We start from the raw sequence: 24706 nt of genomic DNA on the forward strand, positions 1-24706 counted from the left end.
GATGTTGTTTAAATATCTAACCCAACCACCGTTAAGTCAGGCGGATGTTCAACATTGAACTGGTAATATATCTCTCTTCGTTCCTGTGCTAAAAAAGTTAACTGCCATTCTAAAATCCCCATTTCACCCAGTTGAATTTGCGGGTTGCTGCGGCTGAGGCGCACTTTAATTTGCTCGTCGCGACTAACTGGCAATTGTTCAGTTACTTTCAGATTTACTTCTTTGTCGAGTAAGTTAGTTATTATCAACCGATAACTATAAGTAATCCGGCGCTGGTTGCTAATTAATCTTTTGTCTACCAGACGTTCAACTAAGTCGCGCTCAATTTTTAAACCTTCATCAATTCCTAAGTTCAGTTTGAATTCTTGCCCTGGTGCAATATTCTCTAACTGAGTTGTCCCAATAAAAACGTTGTCGCGGAAAATATTCGCTTTGCCTGGTAACAAAGTCGCACCGTTAGGACTATTTTTCACATTAGCTTGTAGATAAGCAAAGCTTACCAAGCGCGGCATTGCTACATAATCAAAGCGACAAGGATAATCATCATTAAAAATTGTAGTTTTATGGGGTGCGCCATCACTGGGAATGTTACCACCACTATTCAGTTTAAAAGTAACTACACTCCCTTCTTTGGATACTTCTGCTACAACGGTTTCTGCTGGGATAAGACCATCCTCTGTAACTTCGTCTTGGCTTTGCCAATCCATTCTGGCAGCAGCAGCAGGCGGTTCTGCTATGCTAGGCAGCAGTGGTGGCTGTGCAGCAAATCGTTGTCGCACTCTTTGGGGACGTAGGGTATCAATATACCAAGGTTCAAGTTTGGGTGGGAGTGTACCTAATCCCGGTTTAGCGGTGGAAAGGGTGAGATTTGCAGCAATCCAATCTTCGCCACTGCTTTGAGTGATTTCTGCAAGGTAGCTTAAATGCACAATATCGCTAGTAGTGCTAAAGCGCAAGTCATAAAGCGGAGTCCAACTAGCGCGATTCACTAAATATGATAGCTCTAATTCAAATTCGCCTTCACCTGTAACTTCAACTGCCACAACTAAGCTAAAACTCTCTTTCGGATGGGGCGTTTGGATTTTTTGCAATGAGGTGCGGAGTGCTTGCAGTTGTTTGTCTAATTCCTGCTGTTGGGTTTTGCACTCTCCAGATGCGATCGCATACTCACTATACTGGCTTCCGATAAAGTTGAGGAAATCCAAAGTTTCGCTGAGGCTGAGATTTTTCCGAGACAAACTTTGTGAAAAGGGTTCTTCTGTTTTTTCACGTAAGCCGGCGATAAAACTAGACTGCAATGCTAAAGCATCAACTTGGGCTTGCAGATGGCGTTTTTCTGCTTCTAGTTGCTGAATTTGCCTTGTCAAATGTGCTACTCGCTCCGCTACAGGTTCAGTAGTGTAGATGCGATCGCTACTCACTCCCACCAAGCGCACCCCTACTGTTCCTGTACCGCTAACCCTGACAGACTCAGTTTCTAGAGTTACTGGCATTGGAGTAATTACTAATTCCTGTTCAATTCCTGTTAAAGAAATTACACCTCGCCGTGTAACTAATGCTCTGTCAGAATACACAGTAACAGCTACAATCTCGCTTTGTACTGTTTTGCACCAAGACGGCATTTCCGGGTTAACCACTGCCAGTTTTCCCCCATTTTAAATGACTCTGCTGGTTAATTGTCAATGCTTCCCGGTCTAACCGTCAACCCCTTTAGGTAATTCGTAATTCGTAATACTCGCCATTGGCGTAGCGTCTCGTAGAGAAGGCGAAAAGCAAGCTACGTAATTCATAATTACGAATTATTTTACCCGTGATATTGGTTCAAGCGTACCAGAATGAGTATTAGCATTTTGCTTGACAATATTTTTTGCCGCAGCCAAGAGATACTCATAATAGGCACGAGCAACGATAGATAGCTGTTTGCCAGATGGGTAAACCATGTACCAATTTCGCTGAATCGGGAAGTGTTGTACATCTAAAATGCTAAACTCTGAGGCATCTAATAGTAAAGTATGACGGGATAAAACAGAAATTCCTAAACCACCTGCGATCGCTTGTTTAATTGCTTCGTTACTTCCCAATTCTAGCTTGACTTTTACCATCACCCCTTGTTCTTCAAATAGCTTTTGGACGGCGCGACGAGTTCCTGAACCTGGTTCCCGCATAATAAAAGGTTCGTTAGACAGGCGTTCTATAGGAATGTTTTTTTCTTTGGACAACGGATGATTATTTGGTGCAAAGACTATCAAAGGATTTTCTAAAAATGGTTCACAAGTCACATCTATATTGTCTGGAATTTGACTCATAATATATAAGTCGTCCAGATTCTGACTCATCCGTTCCAAAATTTGTTCGTGATTCGTTACTTGCAGCGAGATATCAATCCCTGGATAAAGTTCGCAAAACGGCCCTAACAAACGTGGAATAAAGTATTTTGCTGTTGTAATCACTGCCAAGCGTAATTGTCCCTGTTTTAGCCCTTTTAAATCTGCCACCTTCATTTCATACTGGGCTATATTGTCAAAAATCTGCCGACAAGTGGCAAATAATTCCCGTCCTGCTTCCGTCAGATACAACCGCTTCCCCACTTGCTCAAATAATGGTAACCCTACCGATTTTGTGAGTTGCTTGATCTGCATAGAAACGGTAGGTTGGGTGAGAAACAATTCCTCGGCAGCACGAGTAAAGCTACTGTGCCGTGCTGCCGCCTCGAACACCTTTAACTGATGCAGCGTCGCTTGGTTCAAGGGTGATTCTCCTGTATATAGCGATTAATAGATATAAAACCAGTATTGCTGAACACTGGCAAATGATATAGCGATACTCACAGAAAGTTACGAGTTTTATTTATTATAGATAAAACTCTATTCCTTCTATGAAAATAAAGGTATTTTATTTATGGATTAAAGAAGCTATTATCAGAACAGCAAAAGCGTAAGATGCCTTCTATCTAAACGATGAATGTTGAATGCTGAATGAGGATTTTCCACAATTCATCATTCTTCATTCATCATTCATCATTCCATAATTCTTCTGTAACTTTTGTAGGTAGCTTGGTTAAGTCTGGTAATCTTAGTACCTCGATTTCGGCAACTTGTTCTTTAATATTCACTGGCAGGTTTAACGGTTGGCGTTCTTCTATCCAACAACTTGCTAATGGCAAGGTTAACTCCATTTCGTCCAGCGGTCGAGGAATCACCATCACTGCATTCAATTCCCCAATGCGTTCTGCCTCAAACATTCCCGCTTCCACTGCTACCGCCACATTTGCTACGGAACCACGAATAATGGCTGTACACAAACCCGCACCAATTTTTTCATAGGCTGCCAAATGAACATCAGCAGCTTTGAGCATGGCATCACACGCTCCTACCATTGCTGGAAATCCTCGCGTTTCTACCAAACCAATTGCTTGATTACTCAGACGGCTGTAATTGCCCTCTTCCATCAATTTAGTGAAACGGGTTGTGATCGGAAGTACTATATCTAGGTTGGGATAAGGTCGGGGAATCACCAAACTAGAAACCAACTGACCAAACTGTTCAGCCGTTTGTACACCAGATTCTACTGCTAGACGTACGTCAGCAATTCCACCCCGGACGATCGCAGTACAATGACCACTACCAGTTTTTTCATACCCAACTAGGTGAACTCCCGCTGATTTCAGCATCATATCTGCTGTACCAACTATCGCTGGAAAGCTGCGGGTAGAAACTAAACCCAAAGCAGTATCCTGGAAGGTGTCTTGAATACTCGCTCCCTGAGTGGAACTCATAGACCGTTGATTATATGTTTCCATGTTAATTCTCCAAGGATACGGAAAAAGTCGACAACTTACAATTAACACTTACTCGGACTAATCGTCAGAGTTTGGGTCGCTCAAGGATTGTCTATGGGGAAACAATGTGGTCAACAGTCTGTTTATGCTCCCTTGCCCATAAATTTGAGTCCCGAAACCGTTAGGGGATTCTGTGGCTGGCTGATTGGGGTCTGAATGATGTTCTGTAGACGCTTGGGCGGCTGACTCCAAGGTGGGGTCAGGATCATTGGCAGGTTCCTCCACGGGAGGAGACTGACTTTCGGGAGTGGGGGGAGATTTAAAGTAAGAAATCGACTTGTTTTGTTTGAAATCTACAACAGCTGAAGCTGAGAAGTTAGTTGAAGAAATTACCTTTTCCTTAATTCCACCTGAGCCATTTTCCTCTTCCTTCTGCGGTGGCGTACTTGTAGAAGCTGGGTTATTTGTGGATGATTCCAGTTGCTTTGTTTGGGCAATTTGCCGACTAGTGTCTCCTAAAATCGATCCAGGTGGTACTACTTGTCCAGGTTCAACTGAATAGTTAAAAACTGTTGTTGCTGAACCAATGCAAGCATTTGCCCCAATTTTGCCTTTGCCAACCATCAAAAAACCGGCTCCCAGGTTTGCGCCTGCTTCTACTTCTAGGATGCCTTCATGGACTTGGAGAATTGCTCCCATACCAATACAGACCCCTGGACCAATGATGATCTTGCTGTTTACAGCCGCTTGGAGGATCACCCCAGGTGCAAGTACTGCGCTTGGATGAATAGTCACCTCACCATGAATGTAAGAATCAAAGTTATTGCTGAGGCGCAGTGACAGCACAGACATGGAAATTTTAACCTCAGAAGCCGGAAGAAAATAGAGAGTGAGGAGTTAGAAGTGAGGAGTTAGTTAAAAGTAAGGAGTTATAAATTTTAAGTTTAGAGTTATGAATTAACAATTTTTTTCCATTCCTAACTCTGTCAATTTTAGATTTTGAATTTTGGATTTTGGATTGAAGAAAAAATCTAAAATCTAAAATCCAAAATTGAATGACTTCTAACTCCTAACTCCTAACTCCTTATGGACGTTGGATAATCGTTTCCAATACCCGGCGCTTGGCTTTGGGGTCAATCCCAATTAAGCGGACATATTCTCCTTGGTATTCGCCGAGGTGCCTTTCTACAGATGCGATCGCTTCTCTTTCTGAGGAGGCTTGAATTTGACCTGTACTAGTCCAGGAACCAGTCCGGAAGCGGCGCTGGTCTACGTGTTCAATGCTAATTTTAGAGCCGCCAGCCAATAATTGCCGGAGTTGGTCTATTACTTCACTACTCAAGCGGGTACTGGTAGCTGTTGCTGTAGCAGTAGCAGAGGGTGCATTGCTAGTAAATGATTTCTGACTGCCAGAGGAGGCTACTTGACCATTTGGACGTTGGATAATGGTCTCTAATACCCGCCGTTTGGCTTTGGGGTCAACCCCAATTAAGCGGACATATTCCCCTTGGTATTCGCCGAGGTGTCCTTCTACGGCTGCGATCGCTTCTCTTTCTGAGGAGGCTTGAATTTGACCTGTACTAGTCCACGAACCAGTCCGGAAGCGGCGCTCATCTACATGCTCAATGCTAATTTTATACCCACTACTCAATAATTGCCGGAGTTGGTCTACTACTTCAGTACTTAAGTGACTACTGGTAGCTGTTGCCGATTGTGCATTACTAGTAAATGATTTCTGGCTGCCAGAGGAGCCTACTTGACCATTTGGACGTTGGATAATGCTTTCTAATACCCGCCGTTTGGCTTTGGTATCGATGCCGATTAAACGCACATATTCGCCTTGATGGCTTGCTATACATTCTTCCAAGGCGGAGATTACTTGATTTGTGGAAGTTGCTTCAATTGGCTTGCAACTACTCCAGGAACCAGTTCGGAAGCGGCGCTCATCTACGTGTTCCATGCCAATTTTGTAACCACCTGCCAAAAGTTCGCGGATTTGCTCTAGAGTTTCGCCATTGACTTTGCCACTGCTAGAGCCGTTACCATTACCATTACTGCTGCTGTAACTGCTATTGCCACGACTAGCAGGAGGCTTAAAACTGGTAGCTGGTTTAGCATCACCATCCGGACGTTGGATGATGGTTTCTAGCACCCGCCGTCTACCTTTGTCAATGCCAAACAGCCGGACATACTCGCCGCTATGGTTTGTTACACAGCTTTCTAATGCTGCGATCGCTTCACCGATGGATCTCGGTTCAATTGGTTGGCAACTAGTCCAAGAACCCGTGCGGAACCGCCTTTGGTCTACATGTTCCGTACCAATCTTATACCCTTGCTCCAATAGATAGCGCAACTGCTCTATTGTTTCTGCACCCAAGCTATTGCTCGACACTTCACTACTCCTTTCCAACTCTAGGACAGTAATACCATTACCTGTATAAGATTTAGCGTTTTCATCCCGAATGGGTGCTATACATTTGCTATCCGCAGCACAAAGATAACCAGCTCGTAATGCCTGATTAATCCCAACCACATGATGAGCAAATTCCTTATCCTGATCTTGCACATCTGGCAAGCGGTCAGCTTGCTGCTGGCTAGTAATTATTGCTCCCGAAGGTACATATTTACCTGAGGGAACTTCTACATCTTGAATTAAAGCGTGCATCATCACGATGCAACCTGCACCCACCCTGGCATTAAACACCGTAGAGCGAAAGCCAATGAAGGAATTATCCCCGACATAAGCTGGTCCGTGAATTAGAGCCATATGGGTAATGCAAGCATTTTTACCTACCCATACCGAGTATTTATTTTGGTCATCGCCAATTACTCGACCTTGCTCCAACCCATGAATCACAACACCATCTTGAATATTAGTGTTTTCACCAATATAAAAAGGTGTGCCTTCATCAGCTCTTATCGTAGTCCCCGGAGCAACGATTACATTTGCACCTATTCGTACATCCCCAATCACATTGGAGAATGAATGTACAAAGGCAGTTTCATGGATTTTGGGTTCAGCTAAATTCCTCGACCACGGGGTTGGGGGTGCCGCCGTGTTGCGGACTGCCATCGCGAGATTCCTCCTGAATTAAGTTAGGAATTAGGAGTTATGAATTCTAACTCATAACTCCTGACTTCTTCTAACTGTTGACTATCGATATTGATCTTTTTTGCTGTAAATCAGACGGTCTTCAACGTGAATGGTGTCTATGATCGCCACCACCACTGCATCTAATGGACGTTGCTCATTGCCTGTAACTTTACGAGCAGCACTGCCATTACTGACAAGTACCCACTCATCTACTCCTGCTCCCACACTATCTGCTGCTACCTCATATTGTGGGAGGATGTTTCCATCTTCATCCACTAATTGTAACAACAGTAGTTTGACACCTCTGAGACTTGGGTCTTTTTGTGTGCTAACTACTGTGCCGCGAACTTTGGCGACTTGCATTACAAATTACGGTCTTCTACCGAAAGGACGAATTGCATTCACATTTTCGCGGAACTGCTCTACGTCTTCGGTATAACGAATTGGCAGGACGTATTCCAAGTTTTCGTGAGGACGAGCAATGATGTGAGTAGATAGCACTTGTCCGCCGTTAACTCGCTTTACAGATTCAACACCTGCGGCCACGGAAGCTTGCACTTCCGACACGTCACCCCGGACAATCACTGTAACCCGACCACTACCGATTTTTTCATAGCCTACTAAAGTGACGCGGGCAGCTTTCACCATTGCATCAGCAGCTTCCACAACTGCTGGAAAGCCTAACGTTTCAACCATTCCTACTGCAATTGACATTAGTTTTAATCCCTATTTAAAGTTTTTAGCCTTGGACAAAAGTGATGCTCAATTAGGCAAAGAGCGTTAATTACTTTGTTTAAACAGCTTTTAAGTGCGGAACTGTTCCACAGCTTCTGTGTAACGTATCGGCAAGACGTATTCTAGGTTTTCGTGGGGACGAGCAATGATGTGAGTGGATAACACTTCACCACCATTGACTCTTCTAGCAGCTTCAACCCCTGCTGCTACGGAAGCTTGGACTTCCGATACATCTCCCCTAACTATCACGGTGACGCGAGCGCTACCAATTTTCTCATATCCTACTAAAGTGACACGCGCGGCTTTCACCATCGCATCAGCAGCTTCTACAACTGCTGGAAAGCCTTTAGTTTCAATCATTCCAACTGCAATTGGCACCGCAGAACTCCTACAAAATTAATCCAATCTGTACTGTCGTTTGAAATTTTTGACGGGGAGAGCTTTATCTTAAGCTAAGAAAAACACTTCCAAATTAAGCATAGGAAAGCTTGGCGTTCCTGGCAATATAAATTACTATAATAGTTTATGATAAGAAAGTTTTAAGAAACTTAACAAATATTTATCAGTGCTTCTGAGCAATTAAAGTTTACTGATTCCAAGAGCAGCCACTTATGCTTTATAATTTCTTTATCACATTTACAAAACCACATTCATAACCAAGGCTAATTCCATCTGCCGAGGGGCGATCAGCGGCTGTATCTTATGCTATCTCTATCTTTCGGAAAATCGAGTTGTATGCACAATGACTAGGTGAAAAATATATAATTTTTTCAAATATATCGTATAAAGTAGTTTGCTCAAAGTAGAAATAGAAATGTAAAAAGGTCGGTGAGGTTAAGGCAAGTAAACGCTTTTGCGTATGAAAAGTTACATTTTATCGAAGTTTAATCGGGTAAACTAAAGTGAAAATACTTCTGAGAATTTAGCTGAAACAAAAAATAAAAAACCATTGATGTTTGACTAAATTAATTTTTTAAAATAAACAATTGTCTGAAAGATTTTTTAAAATCAAGGCTGAATCGTCAAGGTAAATTTAAATGAATCAATTTTTATTTTCAACAAGTTGGTTTGTGCCTTTGTATAGTTTATTGGGTGCAATTTTGACGTTGCCGTGGGGAATAGGAATAATTCGGCGAACAGGACCAAGACCTGCGGCATACATCAACTTGTTAACGACCGTTTTGGCTTTTGCCCATAGCCTGTTTGTATTTAAAAATATTTGGGATAGAGAACCAGAAAACTTATTGGTCACTTGGTTCAAAGCTGCGGATTTAGACTTATCTTTTAACTTGGAACTATCGCCAATCAGCATTGGAACAACAGTTTTAATTACAGGGTTAAGCTTACTAGCACAAGTTTACGCTCTGGGTTACATGGAAAAAGACTGGTCGTTGGCGCGTTTTTTTGCGCTGCTAGGATTTTTTGAAGCAGCACTGAGTGGGCTAGCAATCAGTGATTCTTTGTTTCTTAGCTATGCGCTTTTGGAACTCTTAACGCTTTCGACTTACTTGCTGGTGGGGTTCTGGTATGCTCAACCACTAGTAGTGACAGCAGCCCGAGATGCGTTTTGGACTAAACGGGTGGGAGACTTGTTGCTGCTGATGGCTGTGGTGACGCTTTCCACCTTAGCGGGCAGTTTGAACTTTTCGGATTTATATGAGTGGGCGCAAACAGCTAATTTAAGCCCAATGACATCAACATTGCTGGGGTTGGCGTTAATTGCTGGGCCTGCTGGTAAATGTGCCCAATTTCCACTGCACCTGTGGCTAGATGAGGCTATGGAAGGACCCAATCCCGCTTCGGTAATGCGAAACTCACTAGTAGTAGCTGGTGGTGCTTATCTGTTGTATAAACTGCAACCATTGTTAGCACTGTCGCCAGTTGCCTTGAATACCTTGGTAGTCATGGGCACGGTGACAGCTATTGGGGCAACATTAGTATCTATAGCTCAAATTGACATTAAGCGATCGCTATCTCATTCCACCAGTGCATACATGGGCTTAGTGTTTTTGGCGGTAGGATTGCAGCAAGGGGGTGTGGCCTTGATGTTGCTGTTAACTCATGCGATCGCTAAAGCATTATTATTCATGAGTTCTGGTTCAGTAATCTTGACTACCCAAAGCCAAGACTTAACAGAAATGGGCGGTCTGTGGTCACGGATGCCAGCCACCACCACTGCCTTTGTTGTCGGTTCAGCGGGAATGGTAACACTGCTACCATTGGGAAGCTTCTGGGCAATGCTAGCATGGGCTGACGGTTTCGTGAATATTAGCCCTTGGGTGATTGGGGTTTTATTATTGGTCAATGGCTTGACAGCATTGAACTTGACCAGAGTATTCAGATTAGTCTTCTGGGGGAAACCGCAACCAAAGACCCGTCGCACGCCAGAAGTTGGTTGGCAGATGGCCTTGCCAATGGTGATTCTCACAGTCTTGACTCTGCTTCTACCTCTAATGCTACAGCAATGGTACTTGCTACCCGATTGGGAAAGTATTAATTGGTATATGGCATTAGCGTTGTTTGCTTCTACCGTGGTGGGAGTAGGTATAGGCTGTACAGTTTATCTGCACAAAGCTTGGTCAAGATCCAGAATCTTGGCGTGGAGATTTTTCCAAGACTTGTTAGGTTATGATTTTTATATTGACCGAGTTTATCGTGTAACTGTAGTAGGTGCAGTAGCACTGCTATCTAAAATTTCTGCTTGGAGCGATCGCTACTTGGTTGACGGTTTAGTAAACTTGGTTGGGTTTGCGACAATTCTCGGCGGACAAACTTTAAAGTACAGCATTTCTGGGCAATCTCAGGGCTATATGTTGACCATCCTAGCAGTTGTCAGCGTCCTGGGTTTTTTCATCAGCTGGTCATCGGGTTTACTAGATAAATTGCCTTTTTAATGGAGTTAGGAATTACTCCTATATATCTGTGAGAATACCTAATTTTTTTCCCGAACCGCCAACTCTTGGAGACACTATGTGTAGCTTGCTTCCCCGTAGGGGTACGCGCAGCATCTCGTTATAGAAGGACGCCAAGGAACAAACAGAGAAATAAGTAGGTAATTTTAGAGCGGGAAGGGAGTAGCAGTTAAGAGTTAAGAGTTATTATTCTCCCTCATCCCCCTCATCCCTTTCATCTCCCTCATCTTCCCCATCTCCCCTTACCTGAAGTCTATGCTTAGTGTTTTAATTCTAGTGCCGTTAATCGGCGCAGCTTTAATTGGTTTCTGGCCCTCTGCCATTGATGGCAAATTCGCCCGTGGGGTGGCTTTGGTCTTTGCCAGTATCGCTTTATTGTGGACAATCGTACTAGCAATTCAGTTCCATCCAGGAGAAATTACTCAACAGTTTGCCGAGTCTTTCCTTTGGGTAGATGTTTTAGGCTTGAACTATAACCTTGGGATAGATGGTTTATCTTTGCCGTTGCTGGTTTTGAATGGGCTATTGACTTGCATTGCCATCTACAGCAGTGATGAATCCCTACAGCGTCCGAAATTTTATTATTCCTTGATACTATTATTAAGCGCTGGGGTGACTGGAGCCTTTCTGGCACAGGATTTACTGCTATTTTTCCTGTTTTACGAATTGGAACTAATTCCGCTGTATCTATTGATAGCTATTTGGGGTGGCGCCAAGCGGGGTTATGCTGCAACCAAATTTCTCATTTATACCGCCGTTTCCGGAATCTTGATTTTGGCAAGTTTCCTCGGCATGGTTTGGTTGAGTGGTTCCTCTAACTTTGCACTAGCAACTTTGAATGCTACGACTTTACCTCTAGCAACACAGCTTTTACTGCTAGCGGGAATTTTGATAGGTTTTGGGATTAAAATTCCCTTGGTTCCCTTCCATACTTGGTTGCCAGATGCTCACGTTGAAGCTTCCACACCGATTTCAGTGCTGTTGGCTGGGGTGTTATTAAAGTTGGGAACTTATGGCTTACTGCGATTTGGCATGAACTTATTACCAGAAGCTTGGGCTTATGTGGCTCCTTGGTTAGCTATTTGGGCAGTAGTAAGTGTACTGTATGGTTCATCCTGTGCGATCGCCCAAACCGATATGAAAAAAATGGTGGCATACAGTTCTATTGGACACATGGGCTATGTGCTTTTAGCGGCGGCGGCGGCTACACCTTTAAGCGTGTTGGGTGCTGTCATGCAAATGATTAGCCACGGCTTGATTTCGGCAATGCTGTTTTTGCTGGTAGGGGTTGTGTATAAAAAAGCCGGAAGCCGTGATTTAGAAGTCCTCCAAGGACTGCTGAACCCAGAACGGGGTATGCCCGTAATTGGTAGCTTGATTGTTGTGGGAGCCATGGCCAGCGCAGGTATACCAGGAATGGTAGGGTTTATTTCCGAATTTGTAGTTTATCGAGGGAGTTTTCCAGTTTTTCCAGTGCAAACCTTGTTATGCATGATTGGTACAGGCTTAACTGCGGTTTACTTTCTAATACTTCTCAACCGCGCCTTTTTTGGACGCCTGTCTGCACAAGTTACCAACTTGCCACGTGTATATTGGAGCGATCGCGGACCAGCTGCAATTTTAGCTGTGCTGATTGTAATTTTTGGCATTCAACCTGGTTGGTTAGTGCGCTGGAGTGAACCAACAATTACAGCAATGGTAAAGACGCAAAACGTAGTAGCAGTGTCTTTGGATAAAGCAATCAGGACTGAGGATTAGGGACTAGGGAAAAAGCAGGGGAGCAGGGAGCAAGGGAGAAGAGTTTTCCCAATGCCCAATGCCCAATGACTAATGACTAATGACTAATAACTAATCCCTATACTTTTTGGAGAGATGGCAATGGTAACTATTAAAAAGAAAGCTACTCACAATCCCTTAGCTGAGTATATTGAACGTCTGCAAAAAGGAGAGGCATTAGTCCCAGATAGTCCAGAAAATGTGCTGGAAGTTGTTGGTATTCTTAAAAGCTATGGCGTAGTTTTAGATGCCTACTCAAAAAATCTTAACTATATTGCCGAGCATCAGTTTTTAGTATTCTTCCCATTTTTTAAATACTTTAATGGAAAGATTTCTTTTCAAAAATTACTCCATCACTGGTGGCATGATCGAATTAATTTTGAATATGCCGAGTATTGCATGAAAGGCATGATGTGGCACGGTGGCGGTGGACTGGATACATATTTAGATACAAATGAATTTAAAGAAAGAGCGCAAGCCGTTATCACCGCAAAATTTAAAAATAATCCCTTAATTTTGGGTATTAACCAACTGTTTCCAGATTTTTTAACAGAACAATTGCGCGTCTCTGCTTACTACACTGGTTTAGGTCAATTCTGGCGAGTCATGGCTGATATGTTCCTCAACTTATCAGACCGCTATGACCGAGGCGAAATTAAATCGATTCCCCAAGTTGTAGACCACATTAAAGCAGGGTTAGTTGCAAATGCATCAAACCCAATTACCTACGCCGTCAAAATTCGGGATAAAGTTTATGAAATCATTCCCAAAAGCGTTGGTTTGACCTTCTTAGCAGATACAGCAATACCTTATGTAGAGGCAGTATTCTTCCGGGGAACTCCTTTCCACGGTACAGTTTCATACAACGCCCAAGGAGCTCAAATTCCCCCAGATCAAACTCGATTTCAATATGGCGCACTGTATGCCGATCCTTTGCCAATTGGCGGCGCGGGTATTCCTCCCACCTTGCTGATGCAGGATATGCGTCATTATCTTCCAGAGTATTTGCATGAAATTTATCGTCGCAGTCTCCGGGGTGAAGATGATTTGCGGGTACAAATTTGCATAAGTTTCCAAAAATCGATGTTTTGCGTGACGACAGCAACGATTTTGGGACTGATGCCTTATCCTTTGGATACTAAAGATCCAAATGAGGAAAAAGGTAATCAAGTTTATTTAGAGAAGTGGATGAGTCGGTTACAAACTTCCCGGTTGCTGGATGTGAATAAATAGTTAATTTTTGGTCAAGATTATGCTTCTGGTTCAACGCCGAGCGATCGCAATTGAGCAGTTAAGCGATCGGCTCTTTCCTCACCAGTCAACAACAAATTACCTTGCGAATCCCACCAGCGTAGCCAAGGTAATTTCATATTCTGATATTGTCCCTGCCATAGACCTAACTCAACCCCTAAAGGATATATAGGATAATGTCCACGTTCATTTGCTGTTAATAACTGATATTGTCCACCAATTAATTCATAAACTTCCACACTGGCTTTATTCACTTCATAAATGCCGTAGAAGGGAGGACGAATCACCTGTTTATAAATCCAAAATTTCCCCTTCCAAGGAGTTTTATCTCGCTCCTCACTACCATCCCCAGAAACAAATTCCAATGCAATCAATGGGGCAATAAACTCTCGCCATAGTACATAAGACCTGCGCGTTTGCCCATTCAAAGTAGGTGGTACATTCCCTACGTAGAACCAGTCTGGTGCTTCTGGGCCTTTTTCCGGGGGGTCAAATACAGTATTGCCCATCAGGATGACGTTTTTGCAATATCGGTTTAATCGAGTCGGTTAGTAGAATGCTTTGGGGATGTTCCTGAAAGTTTTTCACGAAAGTACCATCAGACTCTGGTAGCTGCGTATGGTCTGGAAACGGCGTGAGGGCGGTGGATGGATCGGTTGCAGAGATCATAAGACTACCTTTGCAGGAGTAAGGGTTGTTTTTTAGTTTAGCAAGCGTAGATGTAAAGAGAAGCCTGAGCGGTCGGACTGTTTCTGCAAAGCTAGGTTTCGGCTGCAAAGATTTTCTTAACCAAGAATGACAGATTACGTCCGATATTTTACTGTAGGAAGATGGCGACCAATATAGCCTTCAGTGTAGGCGGCACATTCGGGACATAGAACCAATCGGGAGCTTCAGCACCTCGTTCTGGTGGGTCAGTAATCCGCCAGTAAATACCACTATCTTGACCTATGCAATATTGCCCGTCAGGATGACGTTTTTGCAATATTGGTTTAATGGACTCCGTTAGTAGAATGCTTTGGGGATGTTCCTGGAAGTTTTTCACGAAAGTGCCATCAGACTCTGGAAGTTGAGTGTGGTCTGGAAGTGTGATACTAGTAGCTGGATTAGTTGCAGTCATAGGTTTACCCTGAGCCTGTCGAAGGGGCTACCCTCGCGTTTTTCGTGAGGTTTGTTATTTAGTCTAGTTTCCGTAGGCGCAAAGAGAAATCTGAAAAAAACTAAGTATTTTAGTCTGCGGGAACACCTGACGCCGATCGCTCGCTAAACGATAATCTCAAAGTACACGCAGTAAACTGGGAATGCTTTCGATCGCTGACAAATTCCGAATTTCTGCCAAAGCTTGCCGAAAGTTACCTTCTGGCACATCATGGGTGACAACCACAATCTCTGCTAGTTCCCCTTGAAAGCCAGTTTGAACAATTGACTCTAAGCTAACGCCATAGTTACCAAAGCAAGTCCCCAATTTACCGATAACTCCAGGTTGGTCATTCGTGAGGAAACGGGCGTAAAACCGAGTTATCAGTTCTGCCATCGGCGCAATTTGGCAGTATTCCTGATGCCCACAAGCTAATAATGGATTTGGTACTGCTGTATTGGTTTTGAGGACAGCAACTAAATTCAAGATATCTGATGTGACAGCACTGGCGGTTGCACCAGCACCAGCACCGGGACCGAAAAACATTACTTGTCCAATGGGTTCTCCTTCGACAAGAATGGCATTGTAAACGCCGTTGATGCTAGCCAAAGGGTGAGCTTGGGGCACTAAGGTAGGATGGACTCTGACGGAGAGGGGGGATAAGGGAGTATTACGTTTAGCGATCGCTAACAATTTAATTACAAATCCCAATTTTTTGGCGTAGGCAATATCTGTCTTGCTCACTTGCTGAATGCCCTCAGTGTAGACATCTTGTAGGTTGATGCGTCCACTAAAGCCTAATGATGCCAGGATAGCAATTTTATCTGCTGCGTCTAAGCCATCGACATCGGCTGTAGGGTCAGCCTCAGCATAACCCAGACGTTGGGCATCAGCTAAGACATCGCTGAAGTTGCTGCCTTCTGTTTGCATCCGCGTCAGGATATAGTTAGTCGTACCGTTCACGATGCCAGTTATAGTGTGAATGCGGTTAACACTTAAAGACTGCTTCAGAGGTTGAATCACCGGAATCCCACCACCCACAGCGGCTTCTAGCATCACGTAGACGCCGGCTTGATTGGCAGTTGTGAAAATTTCCGCCCCAAAGCGGGCGATCACTGCTTTATTGGCGGTGACTACATGCTTACCATTACTTAAAGCTTTGAGGATGAGCGATCGCGCCGGTTCTAGTCCACCGATCACCTCGACAACTATATCCACCGCCGGATCATTGACAATTGCTTCTAAATCTGTAGTTAAAACTTCCTTAGACAATTCTACTGCACGGGGTTTATCAAGCGATCGCACTCCCACTCGGTATATTTCTATCTCTTGCAACAATGGGTGACGCCCAGTTTTATCTTGCAACAACTGCACCGTACCCGTCCCTACAGTGCCTAATCCCAGTATTCCTAGTTTCACACCCACAAATTTTGCACCCAATTTTACCAACAACAATAGTAGGTAGAGCGTTTGCCCTACCTACTGATTATCCTGCTTCATTAGTCATTTGTCCTACCCTTCGGGAAGCCGCCCGGAGGGCGTCTACGTCCTTTGTCTAAAACTAATGACTAATGACCAATGACTAATGACTAATGACTAATTTAGTAAGTTTCTACGTGCCAGCGATGAGCTTTCTTGAGTTGCTTCTGGTAATCACTCCAGGTTACACCTTCCTTAGCAGCAGCAGTAGTTAAGGCTGCATCAATACCTTCTTCCATACCTCGCAAACCGCAGATGTAGGTGTGGGTTTTTTCATTTTTAATTAACTGCCACAATTCATCAGCATGTTCCGCTACGCGGTCTTGGATGTACATTCTACCGCCTTGAGGATTTTTTTGTTCCCGGCTGATGGCAGGAGTGAGGCGGAAGTTTTCAGGATATTTTTGTTGAATTTCTTCCAGTTCTTCCTTATATAAAAGGTTTGGAGTTGTCGGCACACCAAATATTAGCCAAGAGAATCCTTTAAATTCGTATTCTGGGTTAGCTGCTTTTTCTGCATCTTTAAACTGGCGCCACAGATAAGCTCGCATCGGGGCAATACCTGTTCCAGTTGCCATCATGATCACATTAGCATCAGGGTCATCAGGTAACAACATTTCCTTACCCACAGGCCCTGTAATTTTTACATCTGTCCCTGGTTCTAGGAAACACAGGTGTGTTGAGCAAACACCGTAGACTGTTTCGCTAGTTTCTGGGTGCTTGTACTCCAACTGGCGGACGCACAATGATATTGTCTTATCATCCACATTATCGCCATGACGAGTTGAGGCGATGGAATAGAGTCTAAGTTTTTCCGGCTTGCCGTTCTTGTCTAATCCTGGCGGAATAATCCCAATACTTTGACCTTCTATATACTTCAAATCCCCGGCGGAAATGTCAAATTTGAGGTGTTGAACAATACCAATCCCACCTTCTTTGACTAGCGGTTCATTAGATATTACCTTGCCAATAAACGGAGCATTGGGACGGTAAGTGTTGACAGGAACGTCACCGTGGTCTTTTTTGGCTTTCGCTTGAGTCATGGTGTTGCCTTTCTTGTCCTTGTTCTTAAGCTGTTCTTCAGCTGGTGGTTTAGCGAAGCCTTCGACTTCACTATTAGGATTCACAGGTGTGGCTTTACCATTTCCTTCACTGTTAGCAGTTTCCCCAGATGTCGCTAACTCACTGACTTCGCTGTTAGCATTCCCAAATGAGGCTTTACCATTAACTTGCTCTAGAGCAGTTACAGGCTGGATGCTAACAATTGTGCCGCCTAGACGAGTGATACGTCGCATTTCTTGATTCATGCGGTTGTAAGGCACTCTGATGAACACACTGCCACTTTTACGAATTGGGTAGTTAGTTTGATCAGTTTCTTCGCTCTGACGCAAACCCACTACTTCATAGACGAAGATGCGGCTACCTAATTCTATATTGGCAGCACCCTCAACAGCACCTTGATTGTACATTCGTTCTACCACTCCGATATTTACTTAACCGTTTTTCAAAAAACTATTCCCATCCCATGCCAGCTTTAGTTTACCGGATTTTCGTTTCACAAAACTGGCCTGAAGGAAAAACGGCATCATTAAATAATGCCTTGCTAAGTACACTCACCAAAGACATGCAGGCATAGCAAAAAACCACCTGTTCACCTTCTAAGGTAAAGGATAAGTCTTGTGGAGAATGTTAATAATGAGTCAATTTAATCTTTTTTTCGTTAACTACCACCCCTATCAGGGAGATAGCTTTTCACTTTACTACCCAACGAGCAATTCACAATGACAGATATAGTCCGAGACCTGCTTTGATTGGTGAAAGCTACCGCTCAGTTTACCTCCAGAAGTTGCCGTTGTGCTTGCCTACTGTAAGTGTTTAAACCGGAGAATGCCAAGGAGAGGAAGGTTTTCTTCCGATTGGTTTTACTTCTCCAACTCTACTACTCTCCCGGAATCTTGTTAGCTATATTCATGACCTGTCTATGGATAATTACATGACTAGGACAAACTCTAGCTACAAACATAACGACAGAGAGAACCGTGATTTAAGCAACTGTAATCAGTTTTACTTGATGTGAAAAATCTGTCAACCTCTATCAGTACTTTGCCATAACGCCGACACTTCTATTTGACCATATCCATAAATTTACAGTCAATAATTTGACTAATGCAAGTTGTTGACTCATTCGTTGGATAGATTTTTGCTTTGAATGTCTTAAACATTGTCAAGCAGGAATTACAATTTAGGAACGTCAAAAAATTCGCTGCAATCATAAATTATACCTTATAGACTTGATTATATAGAGTCACAAGTAGTAGACTGACAGCGCTGCAACACTTATGGGCGGGACTGATCCCCATTTTGAAATTAACAACTAAATCAACAAAATGATTGATGAACCACGCTAATTCTTCTTGACAGCAAATCTTGTATGGGATACCCCCTTCTGTTAAAATCAAATATACCACTAGGATTAAATACTTACCGGCACCAAAATTCAGGCTAGTCCGGCGAGTGGCAACTTATCACTTTGTTGTCTACGCGTTTGGTGTCTTATAGCTGTGCTAGGTAGCAAGAACGCAGGATAAACCAAAGGGGTAAACTCCTGGCTTCAGAATCTGCTGTGTGAAAGAATTATTGACACAATTTTAGTATTTTAGAGGAGATTTATGACAAGTAAGCCGGAACGCGTGGTACTGATTGGAGTAGCCGGAGACTCTGGGTGCGGTAAATCTACGTTTTTGCGTCGTTTGATAGATTTGTTTGGTGAAGATTTGATGACAGTCATCTGCTTGGATGACTATCACTCCCTGGATCGCAAACAGCGTAAAGAAACCGGGATAACGGCACTAGACCCCAGGGCGAACAATTTTGACCTGATGTATGAGCAAATTAAAGCGCTCAAAAGTGGTAAAGGGATTGATAAGCCGATTTACAACCATGAAACCGGCTTGCTTGATCCGCCAGAGCGGATCGAGCCGAATCGCATTATAGTTGTTGAAGGGCTGCATCCTTTATATGATGAACGGGTGCGATCGCTAATTGACTTCAGTGTTTATTTTGACATTAGCGATGAAGTCAAAATTGCCTGGAAAATCCAGCGAGATATGGCTGAACGCGGTCATCGCTACGAAGATGTTTTAGCGCAAATCAATTCTCGCAAACCTGACTTTGATAAATTTATCGAACCACAAAGAGAATTTGCCGATGTGGTTCTCCAGGTATTACCTACAAACTTGATCAAAAACGACACAGAGCGCAGAGTCTTAAGGGTACGTATGCTCCAACGGGAAGGTAAAGAAGGCTTTGATCCAACCTACCTGTTTGATGAAGGGTCAACAATTAATTGGACTCCCTGTGGACGTAAGCTGACCTGTTCATACCCTGGTATGCAACTATACTATGGTTCAGATGTTTACTACGGTCGCTATGTCTCAGTACTAGAGGTGGATGGTCAATTTGACAACTTGGAAGAAGTAATTTATATCGAAACCCATCTCAGCAATACATCTACAAAATATCAGGGTGAATTGACTCACTTGTTACTTCAGCACCGCGAGTATCCAGGTTCCAATAATGGTACTGGTTTCTTCCAAGTGCTTACAGGTTTGAAAATGCGTGCTGCCTATGAGCGGTTAACAGCTACAGAAGCAAAGTTAGCAGTTCAGGTTTAAAAGCAGCAGTGTTTGTGTCAAAGTTTGTGGGGGCGCTTCTGGGTGTCCCCCTTTTTTTGGTGTTATTAAATACATTTTATCCACAAAATAATTAGCATAAATTTGTCTTCTTTACAGATACTTACCTAAGAGCTAGTAATTTTTATCAATATTAAGAAGATACTAACTACTGAAGTATAAATATTGTTATGATTTCATAAATATAGGTAGTTGAACTAAATACCCACATTTAGTCAGCAAAAAACTCAATAAAGGAGGAATTTCCTTTGTCTCGTCGATATCTATTTACCTCCGAGTCTGTCACCGAAGGTCATCCAGATAAAATCTGCGATCAGATTTCTGATACCATTCTGGATGCTCTACTGACACAAGACCCTAGTAGCCGTGTCGCCGCTGAAGTAGTAGTTAATACTGGTTTGGTGCTAATCACAGGTGAAATAACCACCAAAGCCAATGTGAATTTCGTCAATCTCGCCCGCAAAAAAATTGCCGAAATTGGCTATACCAATGCCGATAATGGCTTTTCTGCTAACAGCACCAGCGTTCTCGTAGCTTTAGACGAACAATCACCTGATATTGCCCAAGGCGTTAACACTGCCCAAGAAACCCGCCAGGAAGATAGTGATGAACTATTCGACAAAATTGGCGCGGGCGATCAAGGAATAATGTTCGGTTTTGCCAGCAACGAAACACCAGAACTGATGCCCTTACCTATCAGTCTCGCCCACCGCATTGCTCGCCGATTGGCAGCAGTCCGCAAAACGGGTGAACTACCATACCTGCGTCCTGACGGCAAAACCCAAGTAACTGTGGCTTACGAAGATGGACGCCCCGTAGGCATTGATACTATCTTGATTTCCACGCAGCATACAGCCACTATTGGGGAAATCACAGATGAGGCGGCGGTACAAGCCAAGATTAAACAAGACCTTTGGTCAGCAGTAGTCGAACCTGTTTTTGGTGACATTGACATTAAGCCTAATCAGGAAATACGTTTTTTAGTCAACCCCACTGGCAAATTTGTCGTTGGTGGTCCTCAGGGAGACTCTGGTCTGACAGGACGGAAAATAATTGTTGATACCTACGGTGGTTATTCACGGCATGGTGGCGGCGCTTTTTCCGGCAAAGACCCCACGAAAGTAGACCGCTCTGCCGCCTATGCGGCTCGCTATGTAGCAAAAAATATTGTCGCCGCCGGGTTGGCAGACAAAGTTGAAATCCAGCTATCCTATGCTATTGGCGTAGCGCGACCAACAAGCATTCTGGTGGATACCTTTGGCACGGGTAAAGTGGATGAAGAAACTTTACTGGAATTAATCAACCAGCACTTTGAACTCCGTCCGGCGGGGATTATCCATACCTTCAATTTACGCAACTTACCAAGTGAACGAGGCGGACGTTTTTATCAGGACGTCGCGGCTTACGGTCATTTTGGGCGGGCTGATTTAGACTTGCCCTGGGAACAGACCGATAAAGCCGAATTGTTGAAGCAAGCAGCAAACGAGTCACTTTCGGCAGCAGTTGCTCAGGCACTAACTTAGACTAAAACGTATTGGGGTATAGGTAAATTAATAATTTACCTATGCCCTCATTTTTTTGGTAGCCAGCGGGCAAATCCTTATATGCTATTGACCTCAACAGCCGTGGTGTGCAGCAATAATTTTTGCGATATGCGATATATATTTACACATTTCTGGAAGTAATCCTTTCGTAGCCAAATGATCCATACTTAATTCCGGACGACCAGTATAAATGCCCTTTGGGAAAAAGTGAACCGCCAAGTTGCAAAAATGCGTTTATGTACTGTGTGATGCTGATTGTATTAGCGCAGCTTACCGTACCCCTACGGGGAAGCAAGCTACGCGTAGCGTCTCGTAGAGAAGGTATCGCGGTTCTAGGTCTTGGGACATGTTTGCTGGATGCTCTCATTTTTATTTTTGGACGGTGAATTGGAAAGCTAGACAGCCAAGACAATGTGAGGGGTACGACTGGACACCGCTGTTGCTCTGTCGCTGCTATTGGGAAATTAGGGAGTCATGGTCACCCCGAATTGAATTCGGACTCAATTCCAGAAAAATGGTTGCACTTTTGTCCGTTTGCGATCGCCTACGGCGGGCAGAACGTCATCGCAACCCCATATAGTCTTAATATAAGGACATTTATAACTCGAAGAATTTAACGCTTTTACAAATGGCAAGGATGACCATTGACCAGTTACAGATTTTCCTGGCGGTGGCGCAGCATATGCACTTTACTCGCGCTGCTGAAGCGCTTTACATAACGCAACCTTCTGTGAGTGCTGCCATCCAAAGCCTAGAAGAACAGTATGGAGTAAAAGTGTTTAATCGGGTTGGTCGTCGCATTGAACTAACGCTTGCTGGCAAGATGCTACAAGTAGAAGCACAAAAAATTTTGACTCAGGTGGAGTTGACTGAGCGAGGATTGCGAGAATTAAATGACCTGAAACGGGGTGAACTCAAGTTAGGTGCAAGCCAAACCATCGGTAATTACTGGCTTCCCCAATTCATTAGCTTGTTTAAGCAACAGTATCCTAACATCTTTGTGGATTGTACATTAGGTAACACTACTGAAATTAGCGAAGGAACGGTTACAGGATTGTTTGACCTCAGCCTAGTGGAAGGGGAAGTTGAACCATCAGTTTTGGCTTCTCTGGAACAACGAATTGTAGGCGGACATTGTCTGCAAATTGTTGTCGGTCAATCTCATCCTTGGTTTGAACAAATGGCAGTTGAGGTAACAGAATTAACAAATACTGCCTGGGTAATGCGCGAGAAAGGCTCAGGAACCCGTCAGCAGTTTGAGCAAGTGCTAAGACAGTGGGGTATTGAACCAACACAGTTAAATGTAATTTTGTCTATGAAAAGCGGTGATATGGTCAAAGCAGCCGTTGAGAGCGGGGTAGGAGCTGCGGCGATTTCTAACCTAATTATTGTTAAAGAACTACGTCTTCATCTGCTTCATTGTATTAAAGTTACAGGTGTTGCCAAAGACACTACTGATATAGATCCACTCTCACGACCCTTCTTTTTATTAAAGCATCGAGAACGCTTTCAAACCCGCATTTCCCAAGTATTCGAGCAATTGCTAGTATCGGCTCAATCTGCAAAATAGCTGTAGCTGTCAATGAACCTCTTTTTATTTTGACACTGACTATAGCTAAATCTGCACAGGCATTTCCGGAACATCATCCTTCAATGTTTATTGGTTTGAGGATTGTATACAGAAATGGGGCGTTGATGAATTAAGGGAGGAAATTTATGTATTTAAATTTAAAATTCCTTATCCTCTCTGCGTTTCTGCGGCTCTGCGTCAGACAAATCATCCCGCAAATATGCAACGCCTACAGAAATGATATTAGAGGTTTGGTCAACTGTTTAGCCTCCAGCTTCATCTGAAACTGTTGCATACTCGAACGTTGAGAAGAATTCTAGATACAATTTCAGGTAACAGAGGAATTATGCATATCTTCGACAACTGTAGTTTAGTTCTCAATACGCTTGGGTTAAGGATATTTGTAGGTTGGGTTGAACGTTCGCAAACAGCGTCCCGTAGGGAAGTGAAACCCAACAAACCACGAAAAATGTTGGGTTTCGTTCCTCAACCCAACCTACTCAGGTTAAGGTTTTTTGGGTTTTTTGGGTTTTTTGGCTTTAACCCAAGCGTATTGGTTTAGTTCTCTTCACCTTCTTGCTTTGAGTAGCTTTCATATTAAACATCAATAGATTAAAACTATCGTTTAGATAGTTATTAAGGTTTGCTTCTATTAGTTAGACCGCCTAGAGTTAGACCAACCCCCTTAATACGAGGTTGATGTGAAACAAGATATTAGGACAAACAAGAGAGTGCAGATACCGCAACTAAGTTCAGAGCAAAAGCTGCTGTATCAAAAAATCGTGTTTCTCTTGACGGCTGGATTTTGTCTAACCCCTTGGGCTTCACCACCAATAGCACTGATGTTGGGGATTTTTTTGGCGCTGACTCACGAGAACCCATTTCATCGAATTAGCCGCCCTGCCGCTAAATATTTACTAGAAGCATCCGTAATTGTACTCGGCTTTGGGATGAACTTAGCGGTTGTTCTAAAGGCAGGCGCAAGCGGTGCTTTGTTTGCTATTGGCAGCATCACGGCAACCTTCATTCTTGGCTATTTTCTAGGAAAGTCGTTGAAGATTCCAATAAAAGCTTCTGCTTTAATTTCAGCCGGAACAGCTATTTGTGGTGGAAGTGCGATCGCGGCTGTTAGCTCAGTAATTAACGCAGCCGAAAGTAAAGTTTCTGTAGTAATGGGTACAATCTTTGTACTCAACGCCGTTGCTTTATTCGTATTTCCACCTCTGGGACACGCACTGCACTTGACCCAAGCACAATTCGGAACGTGGTCAGGTGTAGCAATCCATGACATTTCCAGTGTGGTTGGTGCAGCATCACACTATGGTCAGAGTGCGCTATACACAGCCACAGCGGTGAAACTTTCCCGCGCACTGTGGATTGTACCTATCTCAGCAGCCGCCAGCTATATATTTCAGCGTCAGCAGGCAAAATCGGGTGAGAGTGTGATCCATAAACCCCAAGTACCCTGGTTTATTGGCTTGTTTATCCTTGCTTCTGTAGTGCGGACTTTTATCCCAGAAGTTGCTTCTTGGTCGTCAGTAGTAACACACGTCTCGGAAGCGGGTTTGACGCTAACGCTGTTTCTAATTGGTGCAGGGCTATCTCAACGGATGTTGAAAGCGGTTGGTTGGAAACCGATGCTTCAAGGGGTAATACTGTGGATATTTATTAGCGCTACTTCGCTTGGTGTCATTGTATTAGTGGTGCGTTAGTAACAAATATGTCTGAGAAAGCTAA

Annotated in this window: 17 protein-coding genes and 2 pseudogenes; 7 read left to right on the top strand and 12 right to left on the bottom strand. The window is 43.6% G+C overall.

The window, feature by feature from the left end:
• Positions 1-8 precede the first annotated feature (8 nt).
• The 8 genes from V7K85_RS02590 to V7K85_RS02625 form a co-directional block, all read right to left on the bottom strand.
• Positions 9-1637: a mucoidy inhibitor MuiA family protein gene (locus V7K85_RS02590; protein ID WP_334811111.1), complete on the bottom strand. Its 1629-nt coding sequence runs from the start codon at positions 1635-1637 to the stop codon at positions 9-11.
• 162 nt (positions 1638-1799) lie between these two features.
• On the bottom strand, positions 1800-2747 hold the full coding sequence (locus tag V7K85_RS02595; protein WP_334811112.1) for a LysR family transcriptional regulator: 948 nt from the start codon (positions 2745-2747) through the stop codon (positions 1800-1802).
• Positions 2748-3010: 263 nt separating this feature from the next.
• On the bottom strand, positions 3011-3799 hold the full coding sequence (locus tag V7K85_RS02600; protein WP_334811113.1) for a BMC domain-containing protein: 789 nt from the start codon (positions 3797-3799) through the stop codon (positions 3011-3013).
• Positions 3800-3856: 57 nt separating this feature from the next.
• The gene (locus V7K85_RS02605) at positions 3857-4630 is read right to left on the bottom strand and encodes a transferase (RefSeq protein WP_334811114.1); all 774 of its coding nucleotides are present in this window, start codon (positions 4628-4630) and stop codon (positions 3857-3859) included.
• A 232-nt stretch (positions 4631-4862) separates the two neighbouring features.
• Entirely contained in the window at positions 4863-6851 is a 1989-nt protein-coding gene (locus V7K85_RS02610) for a ribulose bisphosphate carboxylase small subunit (protein ID WP_334811115.1), read from the bottom strand.
• 81 nt (positions 6852-6932) lie between these two features.
• Complete coding sequence (locus V7K85_RS02615; protein WP_334811117.1) at positions 6933-7235, bottom strand: EutN/CcmL family microcompartment protein; 303 nt, start codon at positions 7233-7235, stop codon at positions 6933-6935.
• Between the two features lie 6 nt (positions 7236-7241).
• Positions 7242-7586: a carbon dioxide-concentrating mechanism protein CcmK gene (locus tag V7K85_RS02620; protein WP_010995041.1), complete on the bottom strand. Its 345-nt coding sequence runs from the start codon at positions 7584-7586 to the stop codon at positions 7242-7244.
• A gap of 90 nt (positions 7587-7676) precedes the next feature.
• Entirely contained in the window at positions 7677-7985 is a 309-nt protein-coding gene (locus tag V7K85_RS02625; RefSeq protein WP_015209255.1) for a carbon dioxide-concentrating mechanism protein CcmK, read from the bottom strand.
• 659 nt (positions 7986-8644) lie between these two features.
• On the opposite strand from V7K85_RS02625, the gene V7K85_RS02630 reads away from it, so the two are divergent.
• The 3 genes from V7K85_RS02630 to V7K85_RS02640 all read left to right on the top strand — a co-directional run bounded on the left by V7K85_RS02630 (position 8645) and on the right by V7K85_RS02640 (position 13528).
• The gene (locus tag V7K85_RS02630; RefSeq protein ID WP_334811119.1) at positions 8645-10501 is read left to right on the top strand and encodes an NAD(P)H-quinone oxidoreductase subunit F; all 1857 of its coding nucleotides are present in this window, start codon (positions 8645-8647) and stop codon (positions 10499-10501) included.
• 273 nt (positions 10502-10774) lie between these two features.
• The gene (locus V7K85_RS02635) at positions 10775-12277 is read left to right on the top strand and encodes an NADH-quinone oxidoreductase subunit M (RefSeq protein WP_334811120.1); all 1503 of its coding nucleotides are present in this window, start codon (positions 10775-10777) and stop codon (positions 12275-12277) included.
• Positions 12278-12397: 120 nt separating this feature from the next.
• Positions 12398-13528: a CO2 hydration protein gene (locus tag V7K85_RS02640; RefSeq protein ID WP_334811121.1), complete on the top strand. Its 1131-nt coding sequence runs from the start codon at positions 12398-12400 to the stop codon at positions 13526-13528.
• A gap of 17 nt (positions 13529-13545) precedes the next feature.
• Here V7K85_RS02640 and V7K85_RS02645 read toward each other — a convergent pair.
• The 4 genes and pseudogenes from V7K85_RS02645 to petH form a co-directional block, all read right to left on the bottom strand.
• Positions 13546-14215: pseudogene (locus V7K85_RS02645) on the bottom strand (Uma2 family endonuclease).
• Between the two features lie 181 nt (positions 14216-14396).
• A pseudogene (locus V7K85_RS02650) lies at positions 14397-14666 on the bottom strand (Uma2 family endonuclease); the annotation flags it as partial.
• 156 nt (positions 14667-14822) lie between these two features.
• Positions 14823-16109 carry a homoserine dehydrogenase gene (locus V7K85_RS02655; RefSeq protein ID WP_334811233.1) on the bottom strand — a complete coding sequence of 429 codons (1287 nt, stop codon included), beginning with the start codon at positions 16107-16109 and terminating at the stop codon, positions 14823-14825.
• 176 nt (positions 16110-16285) lie between these two features.
• Positions 16286-17632 (bottom strand): ferredoxin--NADP reductase, encoded by a 1347-nt coding sequence (petH, locus tag V7K85_RS02660; protein ID WP_334811122.1) that lies wholly within the window; start codon positions 17630-17632, stop codon positions 16286-16288.
• A gap of 1200 nt (positions 17633-18832) precedes the next feature.
• Between petH and V7K85_RS02665 the strand changes: the two genes are divergently transcribed.
• The 4 genes from V7K85_RS02665 (at position 18833) to V7K85_RS02680 (ending at position 24681) form a co-directional block, all read left to right on the top strand.
• A complete protein-coding gene (locus tag V7K85_RS02665; RefSeq protein ID WP_334811123.1) occupies positions 18833-19837 on the top strand; it encodes a phosphoribulokinase in 1005 nt (334 codons plus the stop codon).
• A 266-nt stretch (positions 19838-20103) separates the two neighbouring features.
• Complete coding sequence (metK, locus tag V7K85_RS02670; RefSeq protein WP_334811124.1) at positions 20104-21378, top strand: methionine adenosyltransferase; 1275 nt, start codon at positions 20104-20106, stop codon at positions 21376-21378.
• Positions 21379-22036: 658 nt separating this feature from the next.
• Complete coding sequence (locus V7K85_RS02675) at positions 22037-22969, top strand: LysR substrate-binding domain-containing protein (protein WP_334811125.1); 933 nt, start codon at positions 22037-22039, stop codon at positions 22967-22969.
• Between the two features lie 701 nt (positions 22970-23670).
• Positions 23671-24681 (top strand): YeiH family protein, encoded by a 1011-nt coding sequence (locus V7K85_RS02680; protein WP_334811126.1) that lies wholly within the window; start codon positions 23671-23673, stop codon positions 24679-24681.
• Positions 24682-24706: the final 25 nt, after the last annotated feature.

Origin of the sequence: Nostoc sp., from assembly GCF_036917615.1 — a bacterium.
Classification (GTDB): domain Bacteria; phylum Cyanobacteriota; class Cyanobacteriia; order Cyanobacteriales; family Nostocaceae; genus Nostoc.

Excerpts from the sequence above, each read along its gene's own strand:
- V7K85_RS02665 (WP_334811123.1), top strand. The coding sequence starts at position 18,833 with ATGACAAGTAAGCCGGAACGCGTGGTACTGATTGGAGTAGCCGGAGAC.
- V7K85_RS02615 (WP_334811117.1), bottom strand. The coding sequence starts at position 7,235 with ATGCAAGTCGCCAAAGTTCGCGGCACAGTAGTTAGCACACAAAAAGAC.
- V7K85_RS02635 (WP_334811120.1), top strand. The coding sequence starts at position 10,775 with ATGCTTAGTGTTTTAATTCTAGTGCCGTTAATCGGCGCAGCTTTAATT.
- V7K85_RS02610 (WP_334811115.1), bottom strand. The coding sequence starts at position 6,851 with ATGGCAGTCCGCAACACGGCGGCACCCCCAACCCCGTGGTCGAGGAAT.
- V7K85_RS02675 (WP_334811125.1), top strand. The coding sequence starts at position 22,037 with ATGACCATTGACCAGTTACAGATTTTCCTGGCGGTGGCGCAGCATATG.
- V7K85_RS02620 (WP_010995041.1), bottom strand. The coding sequence starts at position 7,586 with ATGTCAATTGCAGTAGGAATGGTTGAAACGTTAGGCTTTCCAGCAGTT.
- V7K85_RS02640 (WP_334811121.1), top strand. The coding sequence starts at position 12,398 with ATGGTAACTATTAAAAAGAAAGCTACTCACAATCCCTTAGCTGAGTAT.
- petH (WP_334811122.1), bottom strand. The coding sequence starts at position 17,632 with ATGTACAATCAAGGTGCTGTTGAGGGTGCTGCCAATATAGAATTAGGT.
- V7K85_RS02605 (WP_334811114.1), bottom strand. The coding sequence starts at position 4,630 with ATGTCTGTGCTGTCACTGCGCCTCAGCAATAACTTTGATTCTTACATT.
- V7K85_RS02600 (WP_334811113.1), bottom strand. The coding sequence starts at position 3,799 with ATGGAAACATATAATCAACGGTCTATGAGTTCCACTCAGGGAGCGAGT.
- V7K85_RS02630 (WP_334811119.1), top strand. The coding sequence starts at position 8,645 with ATGAATCAATTTTTATTTTCAACAAGTTGGTTTGTGCCTTTGTATAGT.